We start from the raw sequence: 19,171 nt of genomic DNA on the forward strand, positions 1-19,171 counted from the left end.
AAGATTTGCCGGCTGAGAACTTCCAGGAGGAACCGGACCGTACCTGATCGACTCGAAGGACAGCTTGAGGGCAAGACCGCGATCGTGACCGGAGCCTCCAGGGGTATCGGCCGCGCGATCGCCACCGGGCTCGCCGCGAACGGCGCGGCGGTCGCGGTCGGATACGTCAACAGCGAGGACCGGGCCCGCGAGACGGTGCGGGCGATCACCGAGGAGGGCGGCACCGCGGTCGCCATCAGGGCGGACCTCTCCCGCCCGGCCGAGGTCCTGCGCCTGTTCGACGAGGCGGAGAAGACACTCGGCTCGCTGGACATCGTGGTCGCCAACGCCGCCGACGCGCTCCCCAAACCGCTGGTGGAGTGCACGGAGGAGGACAGGGACCGAGAGGTGGCGGCCGGTATGTCGCCGTTCGGCAGGGTCGGCGCGCCCGGTGATGTGGCGGATGTGGCCGTCTTCCTCGCCGGTCCACAGGCACGCTGGGTGACGGGGCAGAACGTCGGTGCCGGGGGCGGCGTGTTCTGAGGTTTTTCAGTACGTCACCGGGAGCTCGACCAGGCCGCGGGCGCGCAGGGAGCGACGCCAGTGCACCTCCTGGTCGGCGAGGGCGAGCTCAGGGAATCGCTCCAGCAGAGCGGCCACGGCGATCTCGGTCTCCGCGCGGGCCAGCGGTGCGCCCAGGCAGTAGTGGATGCCGTGGCCGAGGGCCAGGTGGCCGGAGGCGTCGCGGCTGAGGTCGAGGCGGTCCGGGTCGGGGAAGCGGGCGGGGTCGCGGTCGGCGGCGGCCGGGGAGACCCAGACCGTCTCGCCGGCCGGGATCGTGACACCGCCAATGGTCACGTCCTCGACGGGGAAGCGCCGGATGGCGAGCAGAGCGGGACCTTCGTAGCGGAGGAACTCCTGTACTGCGGCGGGGAGTTGGGACAAGTCCTTGCGCAGGGCGGCCAGCTGCTCGGGGTGTTGCAGCAGGGCGAGCACGGCGTTGCCGATGAGCTGGACCGTGTTCTCGTAGCCGGCGAAGAGGATGAGGAAGGCGAGGGACATCAGTTCGTCCTCGCTGAGCCGGTCGCCCTCGTCGCGTACGGCGATCAGGTCGGAGAGCAGGTCGTCGGCGGGCTCGCCGCGTTTGTCGGCGAGGAGCAGGGTGAAGTAGCCGAGCAGGGCCACCACCGCTTCTTTGGCGGCCTCGGGCGGCGCAGCCGGATCCGGGGCGACGAGCGCGTCGGTCCAGACGCGGAAGTCCAGGCGGTGCCGGTCCGGGATGCCGAGCAGGTCGCAGATGACGGTGACGGGCAGGGGCGCGGCGTAGGCGGCGATCAGGTCGGCGGTGCCGTGCGGGCCGAGGGCGTCGAGGAGTTGGTCGGCGGTGCGGCGGATGGGCGTACGGAGGGCCTCGATGCGACGTGTGGTGAACGCGCGGCCGACCAGGCGGCGGATGCGGGTGTGGTCGGGCGGGTCCATGTTGAGGAGGTTGGCGTCGAGGGCCGGCGGCAGGGAGAAGCCCTTGTAGGTGCCGGGCACGGCATGCCGCTTGTCGAGCGAGAGCCGTGGGTCGGCGAGGACCGCGCGCACGTCGTCGTAGCGGGTGACGAGCCAGGCGGGGGTGCCGTCCGGTCCGGCGATGCGGTGCACGGGTGCGGTGTCGCGCAACCGCCGGTAGACGTCGTAGGGGTGGTCGAGAAGGCCGTCGGCGGGATCCATGGGGTTCAGCGTAGGGGGCCGGGGCTCAGGGGTTCGTCGACTGTGATATCCCCTGGGCGAGTTGACCGACGACATGGAAGACGCCCTGGCCGAAGGTGGTCGGGGCGATCAGCACGCCGAAGGCCAGGGCGAGAAAGACGGTCAGCCACGCGTCGGAGCGGGTTCGGGCCAGTGGCTTGCGGCGTGCCCGGAAGAAGATGACGACAGCGAGCAGCACCGCCACATCGATCGTGAGCTCCACCGGCCGGCCTCCCGTCAGACGAGTACGTCCCGTACGTCCCGGCCTTCCTGTGTACCGTGAAAGTACTCAGTGCGACTGCCCGGTCACCGCTGGTTGGCGGCAAAGTGCTTCTCCGGGGCTGGTTTCTAGGTCTTGTAATCCTGGATCCGGCGGCCATGGCTGCGGTCGAGGAGTGCGGGCATCTGCTCCCCCAACTCCCGTACGACCGCCCGGACATCGAGGGTGAGCAGCTCCCGGTCCCGCATCAGTACCCGCCCGTCGACGATCGTCGTCCGTACGTCGGAGGAGCGGGCGCTGTGGACCAGGGTCGCGGCGAGGTCGTGGACGGGCTGGGTGTGCGGGCCGGTGAGGTCGACCAGGACGATGTCCGCCCGTCGGCCCGGCTGCAGCGTGCCGAGAGTGTCGCCGAGGCCGACCGCGCGGGCGCTCTGCAGCGTTGCGTGGTGCAGGGCTTGACGGGACGTCAGCCAGCGGGGGTCGCCCGTGGTGTGCTTCTGGATGAGGGCGGTGAGCGCCATCGACTCCCACACGTCGAGGGAGTTGTTGGAGGCGGCGCCGTCCGTGGCAAGTCCGACGGGGATGCCGATGTCGCGCAGGGCGCGGACCGGCGTGGTGGTGGGCCAGGCGAACTTGAGGTAGCCGCGGGGCGCCGTGGCGACGGCCACGCGGCCGGTGGCGCCTTCGAGAACGGGCAGATCGCGATCGACGATGCCGGTGCCGTGGGCGATCAGGACGTCGGTGTCGAGGATGCCGGTGCGCTGCAGGACCTCGATGGGGGTGCCGCCGTGGCGGTCGAGGCTGACGTCGGTCTGGTCGCGGTTCTCGGCGGCGTGGATGTGGACGGGCAGGCCGTGTACGCGGGCGAGTTCGGCGGTGGCGGCGAGGTCGGCGTCGTCGACGGTGTAGGGCGCGTGCGGGGCGAGGGCGGTGGTGATGCGGCCACCGGCGCCGCCCCGGTGTCGTAGCGCGAACTCCAGGGATTTCTCCCGGCCTTGGGGCCCCTGCGAGGAGAAGTACGCCTCCCCGAGATGGGCCCGCATCCCGCACTCCTCGACCACGGCGGCGACCGTATCCATGGCGAAGTAGTGGTCCGCGAAGCAGGTGACGCCGCCGCGGATCATCTCGGCGCAGGCGAGCCGTGCCCCCAACTCCACATCCCTTTCGGTGAGGTTGGACTCGACGGGCCAGACGACGTCGTTGAACCACTCCTCGGTGGGCAGGTCCTCGGCGACGCCGCGCAGCGCGACCATCGGGGCGTGCGTGTGACAGTTGACCAGGCCGGGCATGGCGAGCTGGCCGCGCCCGTCGATGCGCTCGGCCGCGGCGAGGTCCTGCACCGCGGAGGCGGTCGTCACGGACTCGACGACCCCGTCCCGTACGACGACGGCCGCTTCCTCCTCGAAGCCGATCCGTTCCTGGTCGTCGTGTACGAGGACGGTGCATCCGGTGATGACGAGGTCGGCGGGAGAGTCGGTCATCCCGCCAACGTACGGCGCCGTCGTCGGGTGGCGTGAGCCTAACCGCGCATCCCGTCCCGCCCGGTCGCGGAAACCACCGGTCTCGGGGACCCTGTCCTCACCACAGCTCGCCGCACGGCTTCTGGAAGGGGCCCGGCATGCTCCTCGGCACCTGGAACCTGGAGAATCTGTACCGGCCCGGCAGCCCCTTCGGGCCCAAGGACAAGGCCGCCTACGAGACGAAGCTCGCCGCTCTCGCCGCCGTCATCACGGAGCTCGACCCGGCGCTGCTCGGTGTGCAGGAGGTCGGCGAGCCCGAAGCCCTGGACGACCTGGTCGGCATGCTGGACGGCGACTGGCAGGTCGCGCTGTCCGGGCACTCGGACGGCCGGGGCATCCGCGTCGGCTTCCTCAGTCGTACGGCGGTGGAGGTGGTCGCCGACACGAACGCGTTCCCGGCGAAGCTGCAGCCGGTCCAGGAGGACGACTCCGGTGCACAGGTGTCGGCTGCGGGACGCGGCTTCCTGGCGGTCGAGATCGCGACGGACACCGGCCCGCTGCGGGTCGCCGTGGCCCACCTCAAGTCGAAACTGCTGTCGTACCCGGGAGGCCGTTTCTTCCCCCACGACGAGGGCGAACGGGCCCGCTACGGCGCCTACGCCCTCTACCGCCGCGCCGCCGAGGCTACGGCCCTGCGCGCGCTCGCCGACGACCTGCTGGCCGGGGACGGGCGCGAACGGGACGTCGCCGTGCTGGGCGACATGAACGACGAGGTGCAGGCCGCGACCACCCAGATCCTGCTCGGCCCGCCGGGCTCCGAGATCGGCACTCCGGGCTACGACCAGCCGGACCAGGGCGACGCGCAGCGGCTGTGGGACGTGGCCCCGCTGATCCCCGCCGAGCAGCGCTACTCCCGCATCAACTCCGGGCGCCGCGAACTGATCGACCACATCCTGGTGAGCCACCGTCTGGTCCACCGGGTGACGGCGGCGGGGACGGGCCTCCCGGGCGACGGGACGCTGCGGCTGCCGTCAGTGGGGCCGGATCCGGCGGACCGGCGGGGGAAGCCGGGGTCGGACCATGCGCCGGTGTGGGTGCGGGTGGGGCAGTGAGTGCCCCTATCCATGGTCCAGGTGGGCCAGCAGCAGGTTCGGGTCCTGCTGGGTGAAGTACGCGGCGCTGTTGACGTAGAGCGTGCTGCCGCACACGGCCACGGAGGTCGGGTTGGACAGCCCGTCTCCCTGCGTGAGAACGACCGAGTGGGTGCCGTCCGGACGTACCTCGACGACCTCGTTGTCGCCGATCAGAGCGGCGAGGACGGTGTCGCCGTAGGGTCCGGCGAAGGTGAAGTCGTCGACGTGGTCGAGCCCGGTCGCCCGGGTCTCCACCGCGCCCGCCGAGCCGTTCGGCCGTACGGGAATGCGCAGCAGCGTGCCCCGGTCGCTGTTGGACACCCATACGGCGCCGCCGTGGACCTTGACGCCGTTGGCACCGAAGCCGGCGCCCGTGACGGGGACCGGTTCGAGGGCGGTGTCCTTGGCCCACACGGTCGGCGCGCCCCCGGCCTGCGGAACCCGCCATACGATGCCCTGCGCCGAGTCGGCGGCGTAGAGCACGCCGTGGCGCTCGTCGAGGGCGAGGCCGTTGGGCAGTGCGGTCGTGGGGAGTTGGGCGATCTGCCGGGGCGCGCTGCCGTCGGGGGCGATGCGCCAGATGCCGGTCTTGCCGGTGCCGGTGGCGTAGTCGACGTAGAGCGTGCCGTCGTGGGCGCGGGCGATACCGAAGACCGTCGCGGCCTTCAGGACGGGGGTGTTCGGGTTCGGCTCGTCGGGCAGGGTCGCACGGATCGTGGTGTTCCCGTCCCGGGTGACATGGGCGACCTGCCGGGCGGAGGCGAAGGTCAGGTCGGCGGAACCATCGGGTTCGACCGCTATGTTCTCCGGCGTCTGACCGGCCGTGAGGTCGAAGTGGGCGACGATGCGCGGCTGGGACACGGTCGGTTCGTCTGCGGACGCAGGTGCGGTTGCGAGCACCGCTAAGGCAACGGCGGCCGTGGTGGTACCGACCAGGTGCGGGAGTCTGGGCATGAACCTCTCCTTGGACCGGGACACGAAGGCACCAGTGTGCTGGGCGGGACAGGAACTGTCGTGCGAATTTCCGTGCGCTGCCCGGGAGTTCACCCCGCGGTCACCCGGATCCCCCTGGTCCGCCGAACAGCACCTCTGCGGCAGCCTCCCATTCCCGGACCAGGTCGAATGTCTGCGGCGAGCGCAGCCACTGGATCTGCAGGCCGTCCATCATCGCCACGATCTGCCGGGCGAGCGATTGCGGACGGTCACTGAGATCCCTGGCCAGGGACGCGAAGGCAGCTGTCGCCTGCTTCTGCCGCTTCACGAAATAGGCATGCGCCGGATGGCTCGGCGCCAACGACTCGGCGTCCAGCACGGTGAAGAGCCGTACGATCTCCGGCTGTTCGGCATTGCGCCGCATCGTCGCCGAGCACAACTGCCGCAGGCCGACTCCCTCGGGGCCGCCGGCCGACCACTCGTCCGGAACCTCCTCCTCACCGACGCCGAGTTGTGCGCGAAGCGACCGGGCATCGTCGACATCCCGGTGTTCCAGCACCGCGACGAGCAAGCCGGTCTTCGAGCCGACGTGGCGCAGCACACCGGGAACGGTGAGCCCGCACCGATCGGCCACGTCCTGCATCGACAGGCCCCAGTAACCGCGATCGGCGATCAGCGCGGATGTCACGTCGATGATCTGGCGCCGTCGCTCGGCGGCCGGCAGCCGAGGCCGGTCGCGCCGGTACGAGGGCGCCCCTTCAGCCATGTTCGCCAAGACCTTTCCTTCAGATCCTTCAGAACCGTCCAGTGGCTACCAGGGCGAGTTGGTTAGTAGCTACTAGCTAGTGACTTGTCCGGGACGGCACCCTAGTCCCGCCCGGACGCATCAGCAAGGGCCTTGTTCGACCGGTGAACTCAAAGGACACCAGAAGACACCGAGGTCGCCATCGCCTTCAACAAGTGAACGCGTACAGACTGCTTGACAGCCCATCAGCTCGCTGGCTTCATGTGTCGCGGCGTGAGTGAGCTGGGCGAGCTCGCATGCCGCGCACTGGTCCCGCCTCTCAGGCGGCGCTGACAAGCCGTCTCGGCGCGATCCCCCTCATTTCAGTTCCGGAAGGTTCCGGCATCGGCGTTCCGCATATGGGAGCGCTCCCACCTCTCGATCGAAAGGATTCCCATGCCCAGATCGCGCATGAAGCCGCGCCATGAGGCTGCGGCGGTCGCGGCAGTCGTGACTGCCCTGTTCCTGGTTGCCCTCTCCCTGGCCGGTGCTTCGCCGGCGTCCGCGAACACGACGCTGTGCGGCAGGACCGACAGCATGAAGGTCTCGGGCGGCAAGTACGTCGTCCAGAACAACGAGTGGGGCGACTCGATCCCCCAGTGCATCGACGTGTCGGACGACGGCTTCAAGGTCACCACCGGCTGGCACGACGTGGGCACCAGCGGTGCGCCGGCGGCGTATCCGTCGATCTACGCCGGCTGCCACTACGGCAACTGCTCCAGCGGCAACGGCCTGCCACTGCAGGTGTCGGCGTTCGGCAACCCGCAGTCCAGCGTCGACTTCTCGACCGCCGACGGACAGTGGGACGCCGCGTACGACATCTGGTTCGACACCAGCCCCAACCCGTCGGGCCAGAACAACGGCGAGGAGATGATGATCTGGGCCAACCACTCCGGATCGCCCACACCGTTCGGCACCAAGGTGGGGACGGCGTGGATCGAAGGCGCGGGTTGGGACGTCTGGTACGGCCGCCAGGGCAGCGGCACCGCCTGGAACACGGTCTCCTACGTCCGCCAGCAGCCCACGCATGCGATCACGGTGAACATCAAGGACTTCACCGGCGACTCGCTCAGCCGCGGCTACCTGTCGTCGGCGTGGTACATGACCAGCGTGCAGTTCGGCTTCGAGCCCTGGGTCGGCGGCCCCGGCCTGGCCGTGAACTCCTTCTCCTACGACTCCAACGGCTCCAGCGGCGGTGACGGTGGCGGCGGCGGTACGTCCGGCACGCTCGTCGGGCAGCAGAGCGGCCGCTGCCTGGACCTGAAGGACTGGGGCACGGCCGACGGCACCCCCGTCCAGCTGTGGGACTGCGGAACCGACTGGAACCAGAAGTGGACGCGGACCGGCGGCACCCTGGTCAACCCGCAGTCCGGCAAGTGCCTCGACGTGGCGGCCGGTTCCACGGCCAATGGCGCCAAGGTGCGGCTGTGGTCGTGCAACGGCACCGGCGCCCAGCAGTGGCAGTTCAACGCCAACGGCACCATCACCAACCCCCGTTCCGGGAAGTGCCTGGACGCCGAGGGTTCCGGCAACGGCGCACCGCTGCAGATATGGGACTGCTACGGCGGCGGTACTCAGGCCAACCAGGTCTGGACGCAGAAGTAGCCGCAGCTGTTTCAGCAGGAGTCGTGCTGCCAACCGGTGAGGCAGGCGTCCCGCAGCGGGAGCAGGACTGCGGGGCGCCGCCCCTGTTCGCTACACGGCGAGGGGCAGCTCGGGCAGCCGTAGCCCTGTCCGCTCGCGGCTGTGCTCTAACTCACCGAGCAGTTGGGCGAGTTGATCACGGTCCCCGCGTGAGAGGCGACCCGAGTCGTCGAGGTGCACGGCGCAGGCGGTGGTCGCGTCCACGAGCCGTTCCAGGGTGTCGACGACCTCGCCCGCGCCCTCCGAGTGCCGGGCGAGCGCGGGGAGTTCGGCGGCGGCGAGGGCGATGGCGGTACGGGCCTCGGCGAGCGTGCGGTAGGCCTCGCGGCGGAGGGTCCAGCGGATGGCGCGGGAGTCGGGGGCGCCGGCGCGGGACTCGCTCAGGACATGGGGCTCGCTCAGGACGCGGGACTCGCCCAGAACGTGCGCGAGGTAGGCGTGCGCGGCACTGCCGGCTGCGGCGAGCCGGGACCGTACTCCCCCGCCCCGCTGCCCCGGCATCGGCAGATGTCCGACGATCAGCACGATCGCGCAGGCCAGCAGCGTCTCGCCGATCCGGCTGACGGAGGCCTGCGGCTCCCCGCCGACCATCACCAGGGCGAGGACGAGCACGGTCACGACCGCGGTCTGGGCCGCGAAGTGCCGCGTGGCGACGGGGATCAGAGCACCGCTGACGGCCACGAGCGCGATGAGCCCTTCGGGCCGGGGCAGTACGGCAGCGAAGCCGGCGAAGACGACAGCCCCCAGGACGGTGCCTGCCGCGCGGTTCAGCACCCTGGACGCGAGCGGCCCGAGGTCGGGCTTGACGAGGAAGACGGCGGTGGCGGGCAGCCAGTACCAGTGCGCGTGCTGCCCGTACCAGCGGGCGTGGTGCAGGGCCTGCGCCACGCCCGCGCTGGCCCCGAAGCACAGGGCGACGCGGAGACCGTATTCCCGCCCGCCGGCGCCGAAGGCGATACGGAAGAGGGTCTTTGCCGTACGCCTTCGGGTGTGCAGGTCACGCGCCTCCCCCTGGTCGAAGGCGTCGGCGGCGTGGAGAAGCGCATCGTCGAGGGCGCGCAGGGCGGCAGCCGAGCGGCTGGGTGCGGGCAGCGGCCCGGTATGCGTGTTCTCCCGTACGGCGGCGGCGAGCCGCCGGGGCCCTTCGGAGGCCCGTCCGGTCACGGCCTCCCCGGCCCATGCGAGCGCGGTCGCGGCCTCGGCGAGCGGGAGGGCGGCGGCGTACTGCGCGTGCAGCCGCCGCTCGGCGGAGGAGGAGGCGTACCTCCGCAGCCGGGGCCCGGCGAGGGCGTCCTGCGCATGGTCGAGGGCGGCGGTGAGCGCGGCACGGCGGGCGGTGCCGTCGTCCGACCCGGCGGCGTCGAGGAGATCGGCGATGGCGTCGTAGACAGCCGCTACGGCATCCCGCTCCCCGTCGAACCGGAAGTCGCCGGCGATGGCACCGGGGGTGGGCAGCACAAGCCGGAGCGAAACCAGCCACCCGGCGCCCGCCAGGAAGGCGAGGGCGCGCAGCCACCCCTCCTCCGGTCCCGGCATCCCGGCCCCGATGGCGGAGGCGACGAGCAGCTGCGTACCGGCGCCGGAGGCTACAGGCCCGACGGCACTGATGCCGCCGGCGAGGAGCCCGATGCCGGTGAGGAGCAGGGTGAGCGCCACCGCCCCCATGTGCTCCCCGGCGTACGTCCCGGCGAGCAGCCCACCGGCTCCTGCGAGCGCGGGCACCCCGAGCCGCCTGACGGAGGCGCGGCGGCTGCCGGGCCGGTCGTTGATCCCGGCGAGCATGGCGGCGATGGCGGCCACGACGCCGAGGGAGGTGCGGTCGAGGAGGACGGCGGCGAGGAGGAGGGGGCCGGCGGCGAGGGCCCCGCGCACGACCGCGCTCCAGGGAACCGGCCCGCGCTGGGCACGGAGGGCGTGGGCGAGCCAGGGCGGCAGGACGGACGTTACGGCGGGGCGGGACACGGGGCTCCTGTCGTCTCGACGAGGGCGGGGGTGAGCCTTCGGGCGACGGTGGCCGGGCTGTGGACGGTTGTGGTGTCCACGGTAGATCGCGTACTTGGAGGGATGGGAACGCTCGTATTTCCGCGATGTGACGATCGAAGGGAAAGGCGTGTTCTTTATGAACACAATCCCGGTACGGCAGCTGCGCGACCGCGGAAACGAAGGCGGGCCCGGGGGCGTAGCCTGCCCCCGGGCCCTGGGATGCCGCCCATGTTCGCACGCCGGCACACTTGAGAGTCCAGGTCAGTCGTGATGTCGTCGCGTCCTGCCTTTGGACCACCGCACATCGAGCTGTGCGGACTGGACTTGAACCAGCATTTCGACGCGCTGGGGCCTGAACCCGGTCGATCCGGCGATCGACGGCGAATGCTGAGTCTGGAGCGAGAGTCTGAGATTGATCGCGGTCTGCCTCTGCCGGTTGGGCTACCGCGGCACGGGGATTGCCTGTGTTGCTCTTGATGCCGCGGGGAGGACTCGAACCTCCACTGGAACCGCGCAGTCACGACAAGCTTCAGCTTCAGCTTGCGCTCTTCGCGCACCCCGGTCGCAGGGACCGGGGAGTCTTTGAGGTTACCCGCTATCCGAAGAGGTAGCCGAACACAGCGTCACCGACCCTCTGGTCGACGACGTCGACACCGTTCGCTTCCTCGCGCGCGAACTTCACGGCCTGCTGCAACTTCTCGACGCGGTCGAGGAGTTCATTGACGCGACGGGCGGGCAGTGCACCGGAGAACTTCACGGTGGTCCAGTACCCGACGGGAATGTCCTCGTAGTAGACCTCGACCTGGGCGGGATGCTTCTCGGTCGCCTCCGCCTTCACATGGTTGCGAGGCACCTTCTTCGTACGAAGAGTCCGCACCGGCTCGGTCTTCCACGCATCGGTGGACGGGTCCTGAATCCACGACTCGGAGGCGTCGAGGACGGGCAGCTTCCGTACGAAGGTGTTGAGATCGACAAGCTGCTTCTCGAGAAAGAGCAGATAGGACACGGGAACATCGGCGACCAACACCCGCCCGTCCACCTTCACATCAGCACGGGCGGCACAGTTGGCCCAGTCCTTGGTGGCGGTCACGTCGAACAGCCGGGTCAGGGTCGCCGCGGTCTCCCGCAACACCCCCTCGGCCTGCACCTGCACTCGCGTCGACTCGGGCGGCAACTGCTCGCCCTCTTCGTCCTTCGGCTGGTACGTACGCGAGATACCGGCCAGCAATGCGGGCTTCTGCAGCCCGTGGTGAGCGGCCGTCAGGTCCTGATGAGCCTTGGACTTGATGCCCTTCTCCACTGCGATGATCTGATTGAGTTTCGCCACGTCTGGGACGTTAGCAGTGACAACTACGGCAACTCGAAGGATTATTCGCCCGACCGCCATACCGAGCAGCTCAAGTGGCAACGTGCGCAGAGGTGGCAGCGGCTGCGAAGGTGGACGCGAAAAGAGCCTCTGCATCGGTGATTCCCTGCGCCAAAACCTCTGGATCCGTGCCCAGTTGCTCGACCGTCAAGTCAACACCCCGCAGCCCGGCCCGCTCCAGCATCCGCTTCTCGTTGGTCACCCACTCTCCCCGCGCCGCCAGCACGGCGTGCCCCATCTGCACGGCAGCCGTGGCGATGGCGCCGGCGACCTCCGTGAGGCGGCCCGCCGGGGCGTGGTTGGCCTTCGCATAGGAGAGGGTGGCGCAGGCGGTGCCGCGCCAGCGGTCTGCGGCGGAGACACGTAGCTTCTCCGGATACGCGGTGGGCCGGGGCGCCTCCCCTCGAAGCACCCGGTTGATCGCCAGTTCGGCGACGACCAGATAGCTCGGAATCCCGGCCAGATGGAACAGCAACGGCTCCACCCGGAACCGCCCCTCCTCCGCCTCCGCCAACTCGTGCTCGACGACGTCGAGATCGCGGTAGTGGACATCGACCCTCCGCCCGTCGACGGTCAGCCAGGCGCCTCCGTTGAACACGCCGCCGCCCCATCCCCCGACCTGGGAGATCTCGCCCTCCCAGCCCACGGCACGGAGGTCGGCGGGGTCGAATGGGCCTCGGTAGTAGATCGCCAAGTCCCAGTCGCTGTCCGGCCTTTGGGTGCCCTGCGCCCGGGAGCCACCGAGGGCGACGGCCCGGACGGTGGGGAGCGCGGCGAGACGGTCGGCCATGAAGCCGAGGAAGGCGGAGTCGGTGAGGGCAGGCACGGTTGCGCTCCTGTCGGTCGGCATGCTGCGTGTTCTGTGTGTCCGGCCTCAACTGAGGAGACGAGCCACGACGGTCGGTGCGGGGCGGCCGCCGGCATGCTGGGCACGGCCAACTCCTCTTGTGAATAACGCAGTTCGGGGACGGCGTGGGTGTTGCAGCCGCCCGGCATACCCAGGGCCCGCTAGAACCCCGCCGCCGTGAAGCGTCCCAGGTGCTTCGTGCGCATGGAAGGACCCGATCGACCGATCCCTTCCGGATCGGGACGACCCTTGAGGGAGGGGAAATTCGGATGCGCCCCCGGCCGACGGCCCCGAGGATCGGTGGGTTCTCGTGTGTCCATTCAAGGAGCGGATCTCTTGATACGGCGTGTGACCTCCCCCGCCCTCTTCCCGCCGCCCACCTACTCCCACGCCTCCGTCGTCGAGGCCGGCACCAAGCTCGCCTTCCTCGCCGGCTCTGTCCCCCTCGACGCCGACGGACAGCTGGTCGGGGAGGGTGATCCCGTGCGGCAGGCCGAGCAGGTGCTGGTGAATCTCAAGGAGCAACTGTGCTCCGTCGGCAGCGACTTGGCGCATGTCGTGGCGACCGACGTGTACGTCGTGAGCAGTGACACCGCAGTAATGTCCGCCGTCTGGGACGTCGTCGAGGCGTCCGGGCTCAGCGTCGGGCCGCACTCCTCGACGCTGATCGGTGTGGCGTGTCTCGGGTACACCGGGCAGCTGGTGGAGATCACGGCGACCGCCGTCGTCCCGGAGGAGGCACGGCCGTGAGCCGCTCCGAAGTCGCCGACGTCGCCCTCCGCCGAGCTGCCACCCCCGACGCCGCCGCAGCAGCCGACGTCTGGCTGACCTCCTTCGCCGCCGCCCTGCCCACGGTCGTCAGTCCCCGCTCCCCCGACGACGTCCGCGACTACTTCCGGGACGTGGTGGTGCCGCTGCGGGAGACCTGGGTCGCAGATACCGGAGCGGAAGGCGGCATCGTCGGCGTAATGGTGCTCAACGACGACGAGTTGTCCCAGCTCTACCTCCACCCCGACTGGCGGGGGCGCGGCATCGGTGACCGTTTCGTCGCGCTCGCCAAGGAGCGGAGTCCCGGTGGGCTCGGCCTCTGGACCTTCCAGGTCAACAGGCCCGCCCACCGGTTCTACGAGCGGCACGGCTTTGTCGCCGTCGAGTACACGGACGGCAGCGGGAACGAGGAGCGGGAGCCGGACGTGCGGTATGTGTGGCGGCCTTGAACTACCGCTTCACACAAGACTGTTGCTTCAGACAAGCGGCTGAGGCCGCCCGGGCCCGTGATCCCGGTACGCCCAGTCCGCCGCCTGGGCGGCGAGCCCGACGACGTCCACCTCCCCGGTGTCGCCGTCGAGGTGCCGGTATTCGACCGCGGTGAGGATCACGATCCGTTCCCGCAGGCCCAGGTGGTCGTGGAAACCGGAGGCGAGGATGTCCGCGGCGGCCTCGCCCGCGGGGGCGCCGGCCGCGTGGCGGGCGTGGACCAGGGCTTCCAGCTCCCGCACGTAAGCGACGTAGCCGCGGACGTCATCGACGCTCATCAGCGGGCCGTGGCCGGGTACGACCACCTCGGGGTCCAGCGCCAGGATCGTCTCGCAGGCCGCGGCGACCCGGGCGAGCGGGCCGTCCCAGTGGACGGGGTGGTCCTCGGCGAACAGGACGTCCCCGGCGCACACGACCCGCTGCGCGGGCAGGTGGACGATGAGGTCGCCGGCCGAGTGCGCCGGGCCGACCTCGATCAGTTCGGCCTCGATGTCGCCCACCGTCAGCTCGTACCGGCCGGAGAAGGTGGTGGTGGGCGGGACCGCGTCGACGCCCTCGTATGTGTAGCGGCCGAAGTGCTCGCGCGCGTACCAGCCGAGGGGGGCGTCGGCCGGTGTCTGATGGGTGAGGAAGTGCATCTGCTGCGGGGAGGGTTCGCGGCAGAGGTGCTCGGCGCTGGCCTTCGTGGCGATGATGTCCGCGCCCGGGAAGCAGGCGTTGCCGAAGGTGTGGTCGCCGTTGACGTGGGTGTTGACGATCGTCCGTACGGCGGCCGCGCCCGCGGGCAGGACCGGGCGGGCCGCGGCGAGCAGGGCCTCGGTCATCGGGCGGTCGTAGGGGGTGTCGACCAGGGCCGCCTGCTCGCCGGAGGTGATGAGCAGGCAGTTCGCGAAGCCCCAGGTGCCCGCGTGGCCGGGGGACCACAGGTGGAGTCCGTCGGCGACCGGGGGGAGTCCGTCAGGAAGGTTCATGCGCTCATTGTGGGTGACCCTGATCACGGGTTGCGTGGGCGGGTGCACCCCACGCCCTCCTCTTGGGCACCGGCTTCGCATAACTCCCCGCCCGACTGGTCGTCAGCCCCAGCGCCACCAGCGACTCCGCCAGCTTCACGGCCGCCCCGACCCCGTCGACCACCGGCAGCCCGAGCTTCTCCCCCACCACCCGCTGCAGTCCCGTCATCCCGGCGCACCCGAGCACCAGGACCTCGGCCCCGGCCTCCCGTGCCCGTTCGGCAGCCGTCAGAAAGGCCGCCTCCGTACGGTCCGCGTCGCCCAGGTCGAGAACCCCCAGCCCGGTCCCGACGACGGCGGCGCAGTTGCGCCCCACCCCCGCCAGCTCCAGGCTGTCCTCGATCTGGCCGCAGGACCGCTCCAGCGTCGTCACGACCCCGTACCGCCGCCCGAGCAGACAGGCCAGATGTGCCGCGGCCTCCGTGATGTCGACGACCGGTACGTCCACCAACTCCCGTACGCCTTCCCGCCCGTGCTCCCCGAACCCGGCCATCACGACGGCGTCGTAGGACGGGCCGTCATACGTCCGCAGCAGATCGATGACGGCCGCGGCCGACAGATGGCTGTCGAGCCAGCCCTCCGCCGACTCCGGTCCCCACGCGGGGGTCAGTCCGAGCACGGTGGTGCCCGGGCCTGCGGCGGCCCGGGCACCTCGTACGATCTCCTCGGTCATCTCCTGCGTGGTGTTGCAGTTGGTGACGACGATCCGCACGTCCGTCAGACCTCCACGGCAGTCGGCTCGGGGGCGGGGGCAGAAGCGGTTCGCTCGGACCGGCAGATCACCAGGTACAGCCCGGCCGCCAGCGCCGTGCCGATGAACCACGAGTACGGGGCCACGTCGCTGAACGTCTTCACCAGCGCCAGCACCGCCGCGACCGCCGCCGACGGCAGGAACGCCCACAGGGCCTTCGGGTTGACGCCCTTGCGGTAGTAGTAGCGGGAGCCGGGCGTGGCGTCGAAGAGCTCGTTCACATCCACGCGTCCGCGCTTGACCCAGTAGTAGTCGACCATGATCACGCCGAACAGCGGGCCGAGGAAGGCGCCGAGGCCGCCGAGGAAGTAGTTGACGACGGTCGGGTTGGAGAAGAGGTTCCACGGCGTCACCACCAGGGCGGCCACCGTGCTGATCATGCCGCCGACCTTGAAGGTGATCTTCTGCGGCCAGACGTTGGCCAGGTCGTACGCCGGTGAGACGAAGTTGGCGACGATGTTGACGCCCATGGTGGCGACCGCGAAGGTGAACGCGGCCACGACGAGCACCCAGGTGTTGCCGATCTTGGCGACGAGTTCCGCGGGGTCGGTGATCGCCGTGCCGAACACCTTCAGCGAGCCGGCCGTGACGATCACCGAAACGACCACGAACGCCGTCGAGTTGATGGGCAGGCCCCAGAAGTTTCCGCGGCGGACGGTGCGGTAGTCCGGCGCGAAGCGGGAGAAGTCGCAGAAGTTGAGCATCAGCGTGCCGTATGTGGCGAGGATCAGCCCGATCGCGCCGAACCACTGCCGCCACTGCTCGCCGGTCGAGACCGGGTGCGGGGTGGAGGTGAGCGAGATGCTCCAGTCGGCCTTCCACAGCACCCACACCGCCAGCGCGATCATCACCAGCCAGATCGCCGGGCCGCAGAAGTCCTGGAACTTCCGCACCGACTCCATGCCCTGGCTGATGATCAGCGCCTGGATCAGCCAGAGCGAGACGAAGGAGACCCAGCCGAGCGCGTCGAGCCCCAGGAAGGAGTGGTGGGTCCAGGATTCCAGTCCCGGCCAGGCGGCCAGCAGCATCACGTTGACGGCGACGGAGGCCAGGTAGGTCTGGATGCCGTACCACATGATGGCGATCACGGCCCGGATGAGGGCCGGGATGTTGGCGCCCCAGACGCCGAAGCTGATGCGGCTGACGACGGGGAACGGGACGCCGTGGGCCTGGCCGATCCTCCCCATCCAGTTCATTCCGATGTAGATGATCACGAAGCCGACGAGCAGGGACGTGAAGACCTGCCACACGTTCATGCCGAGGACCAGCAGGCCGGCGGCGAAGGTGTAGTTGCCGAGGTTGTGGACGTCGGACATCCACATGGCGAAGAGGTCGAAGACCTTCCAGTTGCGCTTCTCGGCGGGCGCGAGGTCTTCGTTGGTGAGCCGGGGATCGGGGACGAACGCGGGGGCGCCGGTGGCTTCGGCGCGGTCGGCGAGGGACACGGGGCCTCCATGGGACGGGAGCGGAGGGTGGAGGACGGCAGCCGTTTGGTATACCAAACTGCGGACATGGTCCCGCCGTCAAGCATTCCGACCGATGTCGCCATTGTTAACGATCGGTAAAACACCCCCGGAGTCGGCGAAGATGGCTCCATGAGCTCCACGACGACGAAGATCGAACCCTTGGGCGCGGTCCGCGAGCGGGTCCTGGCGAGCCTGCGGCAGGAGATCATCGCGGGCAGTCTCCGCCCCGGCGACCGGCTGGTCGAGCGGGAGCTGGCCGAGCGCTTCGGGGTTTCCCGGGTGCCGGTCCGCGAGGCGATCCGCGCGCTGGTCGCCGAAGGGTTCGTCCACTTCGAGACGCCGCGCCGCACGGTCGTACGCCGTCTCACCCCGCACGACGTCCAGGAGCTCTTCGAACTGCGCGAGGCACTGGAGGTCTACGCCGCCGGGCTCGCCGCGGCACGCGCGACACCGGAGGATCTGGCCCAGGTCCAGGAGCTGCTCGACCTCGCGGCCGCCGCGACGGAGGCGGGGGACGCGGAGGTGATCACGGACGTCAACAGCCGCCTGCACGACCGCATCGTGGCGATGGCACGCAACAGCCTGCTGACCGAAGCCCTGGAGCCGGTCGCCGGCCGGCTGCGCTGGATGACCCGGCGGAACGAGGAGTGGCCCCAACTCCTTGTGGAACACCGGGAGTTGTACGAGGCAATCGCCTCCGGCGACCCGGACCGCGCCCGCGCGCACGCGCTGGCCCACGTGCGGACCAACTACCGGTCCACGGTGCGGCATCTGTTCGGCGAGACCGAGACGCGCGACTGACATCGCCGTGAAAAAATCCGTCCCGACCCGACCGCGGACGCTCTACTCTGCTGCTCGACGATCAATCAGGCGGGGGACAACAGTGGCGCGCGCAGCACGACTCGGCGGCATCTCCATTGCCATGCTCATGACCTTCGGCCTGCTGGCCGCATGCGGATCCGGGGACGACTCGCAGAAAGGCGCCGCGCCGGACAGGACGGCGAGGACCGGGACCTCCGGTGCGCAGGCCAGAACGCTGACCGCGACGGCCCTGGAACAGGCCGCAGTCAAGGGGACCGACCTCGACGGCTACGAGGTGGAGCGCTCGTTCACGTCCGTCGGCTCGTCGCACAAGGCGACGGATCCCGAGGAGTGCGCTCCCGTCATGCACGCGGTGGGAGGCGGCAGCGGCTTCACCGCCACCGCGCGGGTCGGCCGGTCCGTCTACCCGAAGAAGGCCGGCAGGCCGACGCGGCTGACCCTCTCGTCGCACCGCGTCGCGGACGCGGTGCGCGTGATGGACCAGCTGCGGACGGCCGCCGCGAAGTGCGGGAGCTTCAAGGACGTCACCGCGGACCTCGCCTACGAAGGCGTCAAGGTCCGGCCCGCCCCCGGTTACGGCGACGAGTCCGTGTCCCTGCGGCTGACTCAGCTGGTGACGGGGGACGGATACGACGACGCCGTCCGGGTTCCGTACGCGGTGGTGGCCGTCCGGCAGGGGGCGACGGTCGCGATGTTCAGCGTGTCGGGCCGAGGCAAGGAAGCGGCCGTCGTACCGGACACGGTCGTCAGCACCCAGCTGAAGAAGCTCGGCGCGCAGCTCGCCTCCGAGTGACCGCATACTTGTCCGTCGCCGCCACCAGGGCATCCGCGACTCCCGGCGCCCCGGCATCGTGCCCGACCTCGTCGACGACGACCAGCTCACTGCCGGGCCAGGCGTGGTGGAGACGCCAGACGGTGCCGAGGAGGTTGCCGAAGTCGAGACTGCCCTGGACGAGGGTGCCCGGGATGTCCTTGAGCAGAGGCGCGTCGCGCAGGACGACGCCCTCGTCGTTGCCCTCGCCCAGGAAGTGGTCGTTGCCCCAGTAATGGGTGACGGTGCGGGCGAAGCCCATGCGGAAGGCCGGGTCCTCGAACCGCTCGACCGACCTCGGCGGCGCGGGAATCGTCGCCGTCTCCCAGTCGGTCCAGGCACGCGCGGCACGCGCCCGCACCTCGGGGTCGGGCGACTCCAGCAGACGGTTGCAGGCGGCGGCGAGGTTGCCGTCCCGCTCGCCCTCCGGCAGTTCACCCACGAACCGCTCGAAGGCCTCCGGGAAGAGTTGCCCAAGTCCCCTGCTCAGCAAGGCCACTTCGGGATTGGAGCCGGTCGCCACACCGGTCAGCACCAGCTCGCTCACGACGCCCGGATGCGTCTGCGCGTACCGCAGCCCCAGCACCGACCCCCACGACACACCCCACACCAGCCACCGCCCGATCCCCAAGTGCCGCCGCAGCAGCTCCAGATCGGCGATGAGATGCGCGGTCGTATTGACGCTCATGTCGGTGTCGTACGCGCTCGCCCGCGGCGTCGAGCGTCCGCAGCCACGCTGGTCGAGAAGCACGATCCGGTAGGCGGCGGGGTCGAAGAGCCGCCGGAAGTAGGGCGTGCAGCCCGAGCCCGGTCCGCCGTGCAGGACCAGCGCGGGCTTGCCGTGCGGGTTTCCGCAGGTCTCCCAGTACACGCGGTTGCCGTCGCCGACATCGAGCAGGCCGTGGTCGTACGGTTCGATCTCCGGGTAGAGGCCCATCCGGGCACCGTAATCTCTCTGCCGCCGCCTC

General features: G+C 70.2%; 19 protein-coding genes. 7 read left to right on the forward strand and 12 right to left on the reverse strand.

Annotated elements, in window-relative coordinates:
* Positions 1–84 precede the first annotated feature (84 nt).
* Positions 85–522, forward strand: coding sequence for an SDR family oxidoreductase (locus P2Q00_RS08730; protein WP_275771174.1), 438 nt, complete (start codon positions 85–87; stop codon positions 520–522).
* Positions 523–528: 6 nt separating this feature from the next.
* Here P2Q00_RS08730 and P2Q00_RS08735 read toward each other — a convergent pair whose 3' ends face one another.
* The 3 genes from P2Q00_RS08735 to P2Q00_RS08745 form a co-directional block, all read right to left on the reverse strand.
* Positions 529–1,698: a cytochrome P450 family protein gene (locus P2Q00_RS08735; RefSeq protein ID WP_275771176.1), complete on the reverse strand. Its 1,170-nt coding sequence runs from the start codon at positions 1,696–1,698 to the stop codon at positions 529–531.
* 25 nt (positions 1,699–1,723) lie between these two features.
* Positions 1,724–1,939: a hypothetical protein gene (locus P2Q00_RS08740; protein ID WP_275771178.1), complete on the reverse strand. Its 216-nt coding sequence runs from the start codon at positions 1,937–1,939 to the stop codon at positions 1,724–1,726.
* 125 nt (positions 1,940–2,064) lie between these two features.
* On the reverse strand, positions 2,065–3,417 hold the full coding sequence (locus tag P2Q00_RS08745) for an amidohydrolase (RefSeq protein ID WP_275771180.1): 1,353 nt from the start codon (positions 3,415–3,417) through the stop codon (positions 2,065–2,067).
* A 137-nt stretch (positions 3,418–3,554) separates the two neighbouring features.
* Here P2Q00_RS08745 and P2Q00_RS08750 point away from each other — a divergent pair, with 137 nt between their 5' ends.
* Positions 3,555–4,508 (forward strand): endonuclease/exonuclease/phosphatase family protein, encoded by a 954-nt coding sequence (locus tag P2Q00_RS08750; RefSeq protein WP_275771182.1) that lies wholly within the window; start codon positions 3,555–3,557, stop codon positions 4,506–4,508.
* A gap of 6 nt (positions 4,509–4,514) precedes the next feature.
* On the opposite strand, the gene P2Q00_RS08755 is transcribed toward P2Q00_RS08750, so the two are convergent.
* Both P2Q00_RS08755 and P2Q00_RS08760 read right to left on the reverse strand, forming a co-directional pair.
* The gene (locus P2Q00_RS08755; protein ID WP_275771183.1) at positions 4,515–5,483 is read right to left on the reverse strand and encodes an SMP-30/gluconolactonase/LRE family protein; all 969 of its coding nucleotides are present in this window, start codon (positions 5,481–5,483) and stop codon (positions 4,515–4,517) included.
* A gap of 100 nt (positions 5,484–5,583) precedes the next feature.
* A complete protein-coding gene (locus P2Q00_RS08760) occupies positions 5,584–6,228 on the reverse strand; it encodes a TetR/AcrR family transcriptional regulator (RefSeq protein WP_275771862.1) in 645 nt (214 codons plus the stop codon).
* A gap of 414 nt (positions 6,229–6,642) precedes the next feature.
* On the opposite strand from P2Q00_RS08760, the gene P2Q00_RS08765 reads away from it, so the two are divergent.
* Positions 6,643–7,851 carry an RICIN domain-containing protein gene (locus P2Q00_RS08765; protein WP_275771185.1) on the forward strand — a complete coding sequence of 403 codons (1,209 nt, stop codon included), beginning with the start codon at positions 6,643–6,645 and terminating at the stop codon, positions 7,849–7,851.
* A 90-nt stretch (positions 7,852–7,941) separates the two neighbouring features.
* On the opposite strand, the gene P2Q00_RS08770 is transcribed toward P2Q00_RS08765, so the two are convergent.
* The 3 genes from P2Q00_RS08770 to P2Q00_RS08780 all read right to left on the reverse strand — a co-directional run bounded on the left by P2Q00_RS08770 (position 7,942) and on the right by P2Q00_RS08780 (position 12,065).
* Positions 7,942–9,852: an FUSC family protein gene (locus P2Q00_RS08770; RefSeq protein WP_275771188.1), complete on the reverse strand. Its 1,911-nt coding sequence runs from the start codon at positions 9,850–9,852 to the stop codon at positions 7,942–7,944.
* A 616-nt stretch (positions 9,853–10,468) separates the two neighbouring features.
* Positions 10,469–11,200, reverse strand: coding sequence for a DUF7873 family protein (locus P2Q00_RS08775; protein ID WP_275771190.1), 732 nt, complete (start codon positions 11,198–11,200; stop codon positions 10,469–10,471).
* Between the two features lie 70 nt (positions 11,201–11,270).
* Positions 11,271–12,065 carry a nucleotidyltransferase domain-containing protein gene (locus tag P2Q00_RS08780; RefSeq protein WP_275771192.1) on the reverse strand — a complete coding sequence of 265 codons (795 nt, stop codon included), beginning with the start codon at positions 12,063–12,065 and terminating at the stop codon, positions 11,271–11,273.
* A 357-nt stretch (positions 12,066–12,422) separates the two neighbouring features.
* Between P2Q00_RS08780 and P2Q00_RS08785 the strand changes: the two genes are divergently transcribed.
* Positions 12,423–12,836 (forward strand): RidA family protein, encoded by a 414-nt coding sequence (locus P2Q00_RS08785; RefSeq protein WP_275771193.1) that lies wholly within the window; start codon positions 12,423–12,425, stop codon positions 12,834–12,836.
* Complete coding sequence (locus tag P2Q00_RS08790) at positions 12,833–13,303, forward strand: GNAT family N-acetyltransferase (RefSeq protein WP_275771194.1); 471 nt, start codon at positions 12,833–12,835, stop codon at positions 13,301–13,303. Before P2Q00_RS08785 ends, P2Q00_RS08790 begins: the two co-directional genes overlap by 4 nt.
* Before the next feature lie 27 nt (positions 13,304–13,330).
* On the opposite strand, the gene P2Q00_RS08795 is transcribed toward P2Q00_RS08790, so the two are convergent.
* From P2Q00_RS08795 to P2Q00_RS08805, 3 genes are read right to left on the reverse strand one after another with little or no spacing between them, the layout of a single operon-like run.
* Positions 13,331–14,314, reverse strand: coding sequence for an MBL fold metallo-hydrolase (locus P2Q00_RS08795; protein WP_275771196.1), 984 nt, complete (start codon positions 14,312–14,314; stop codon positions 13,331–13,333).
* Between the two features lie 4 nt (positions 14,315–14,318).
* On the reverse strand, positions 14,319–15,065 hold the full coding sequence (locus P2Q00_RS08800) for an aspartate/glutamate racemase family protein (RefSeq protein ID WP_275771198.1): 747 nt from the start codon (positions 15,063–15,065) through the stop codon (positions 14,319–14,321).
* Between the two features lie 5 nt (positions 15,066–15,070).
* A complete protein-coding gene (locus P2Q00_RS08805; protein ID WP_275771200.1) occupies positions 15,071–16,549 on the reverse strand; it encodes an NCS1 family nucleobase:cation symporter-1 in 1,479 nt (492 codons plus the stop codon).
* Positions 16,550–16,699: 150 nt separating this feature from the next.
* Between P2Q00_RS08805 and P2Q00_RS08810 the strand changes: the two genes are divergently transcribed.
* Together P2Q00_RS08810 and P2Q00_RS08815 are read left to right on the forward strand one after the other, a co-directional pair.
* Positions 16,700–17,371 (forward strand): GntR family transcriptional regulator, encoded by a 672-nt coding sequence (locus P2Q00_RS08810; protein WP_275771202.1) that lies wholly within the window; start codon positions 16,700–16,702, stop codon positions 17,369–17,371.
* A gap of 82 nt (positions 17,372–17,453) precedes the next feature.
* The gene (locus P2Q00_RS08815; RefSeq protein WP_275771203.1) at positions 17,454–18,185 is read left to right on the forward strand and encodes a hypothetical protein; all 732 of its coding nucleotides are present in this window, start codon (positions 17,454–17,456) and stop codon (positions 18,183–18,185) included.
* Here the strand turns inward: P2Q00_RS08815 and pip are convergent.
* The gene (gene pip, locus P2Q00_RS08820; RefSeq protein WP_275771205.1) at positions 18,139–19,140 is read right to left on the reverse strand and encodes a prolyl aminopeptidase; all 1,002 of its coding nucleotides are present in this window, start codon (positions 19,138–19,140) and stop codon (positions 18,139–18,141) included. The two genes, P2Q00_RS08815 and pip, sit on opposite strands and share 47 nt — an antisense overlap.
* Positions 19,141–19,171 lie beyond the last annotated feature (31 nt).

This window comes from Streptomyces coacervatus, from assembly GCF_029223485.1.
GTDB classification, from domain to species: domain Bacteria; phylum Actinomycetota; class Actinomycetes; order Streptomycetales; family Streptomycetaceae; genus Streptomyces; species Streptomyces coacervatus.

Coding starts and splice junctions, on each gene's coding strand:
- P2Q00_RS08735 (WP_275771176.1), bottom strand. CDS start 1,698: ATGGATCCCGCCGACGGCCTTCTCGACCACCCCTACGACGTCTACCGG.
- P2Q00_RS08755 (WP_275771183.1), bottom strand. CDS start 5,483: ATGCCCAGACTCCCGCACCTGGTCGGTACCACCACGGCCGCCGTTGCC.
- P2Q00_RS08765 (WP_275771185.1), top strand. CDS start 6,643: ATGCCCAGATCGCGCATGAAGCCGCGCCATGAGGCTGCGGCGGTCGCG.
- pip (WP_275771205.1), bottom strand. CDS start 19,140: ATGGGCCTCTACCCGGAGATCGAACCGTACGACCACGGCCTGCTCGAT.
- P2Q00_RS08795 (WP_275771196.1), bottom strand. CDS start 14,314: ATGAACCTTCCTGACGGACTCCCCCCGGTCGCCGACGGACTCCACCTG.
- P2Q00_RS08745 (WP_275771180.1), bottom strand. CDS start 3,417: ATGACCGACTCTCCCGCCGACCTCGTCATCACCGGATGCACCGTCCTC.
- P2Q00_RS08750 (WP_275771182.1), top strand. CDS start 3,555: ATGCTCCTCGGCACCTGGAACCTGGAGAATCTGTACCGGCCCGGCAGC.
- P2Q00_RS08760 (WP_275771862.1), bottom strand. CDS start 6,228: ATGGCTGAAGGGGCGCCCTCGTACCGGCGCGACCGGCCTCGGCTGCCG.
- P2Q00_RS08810 (WP_275771202.1), top strand. CDS start 16,700: ATGAGCTCCACGACGACGAAGATCGAACCCTTGGGCGCGGTCCGCGAG.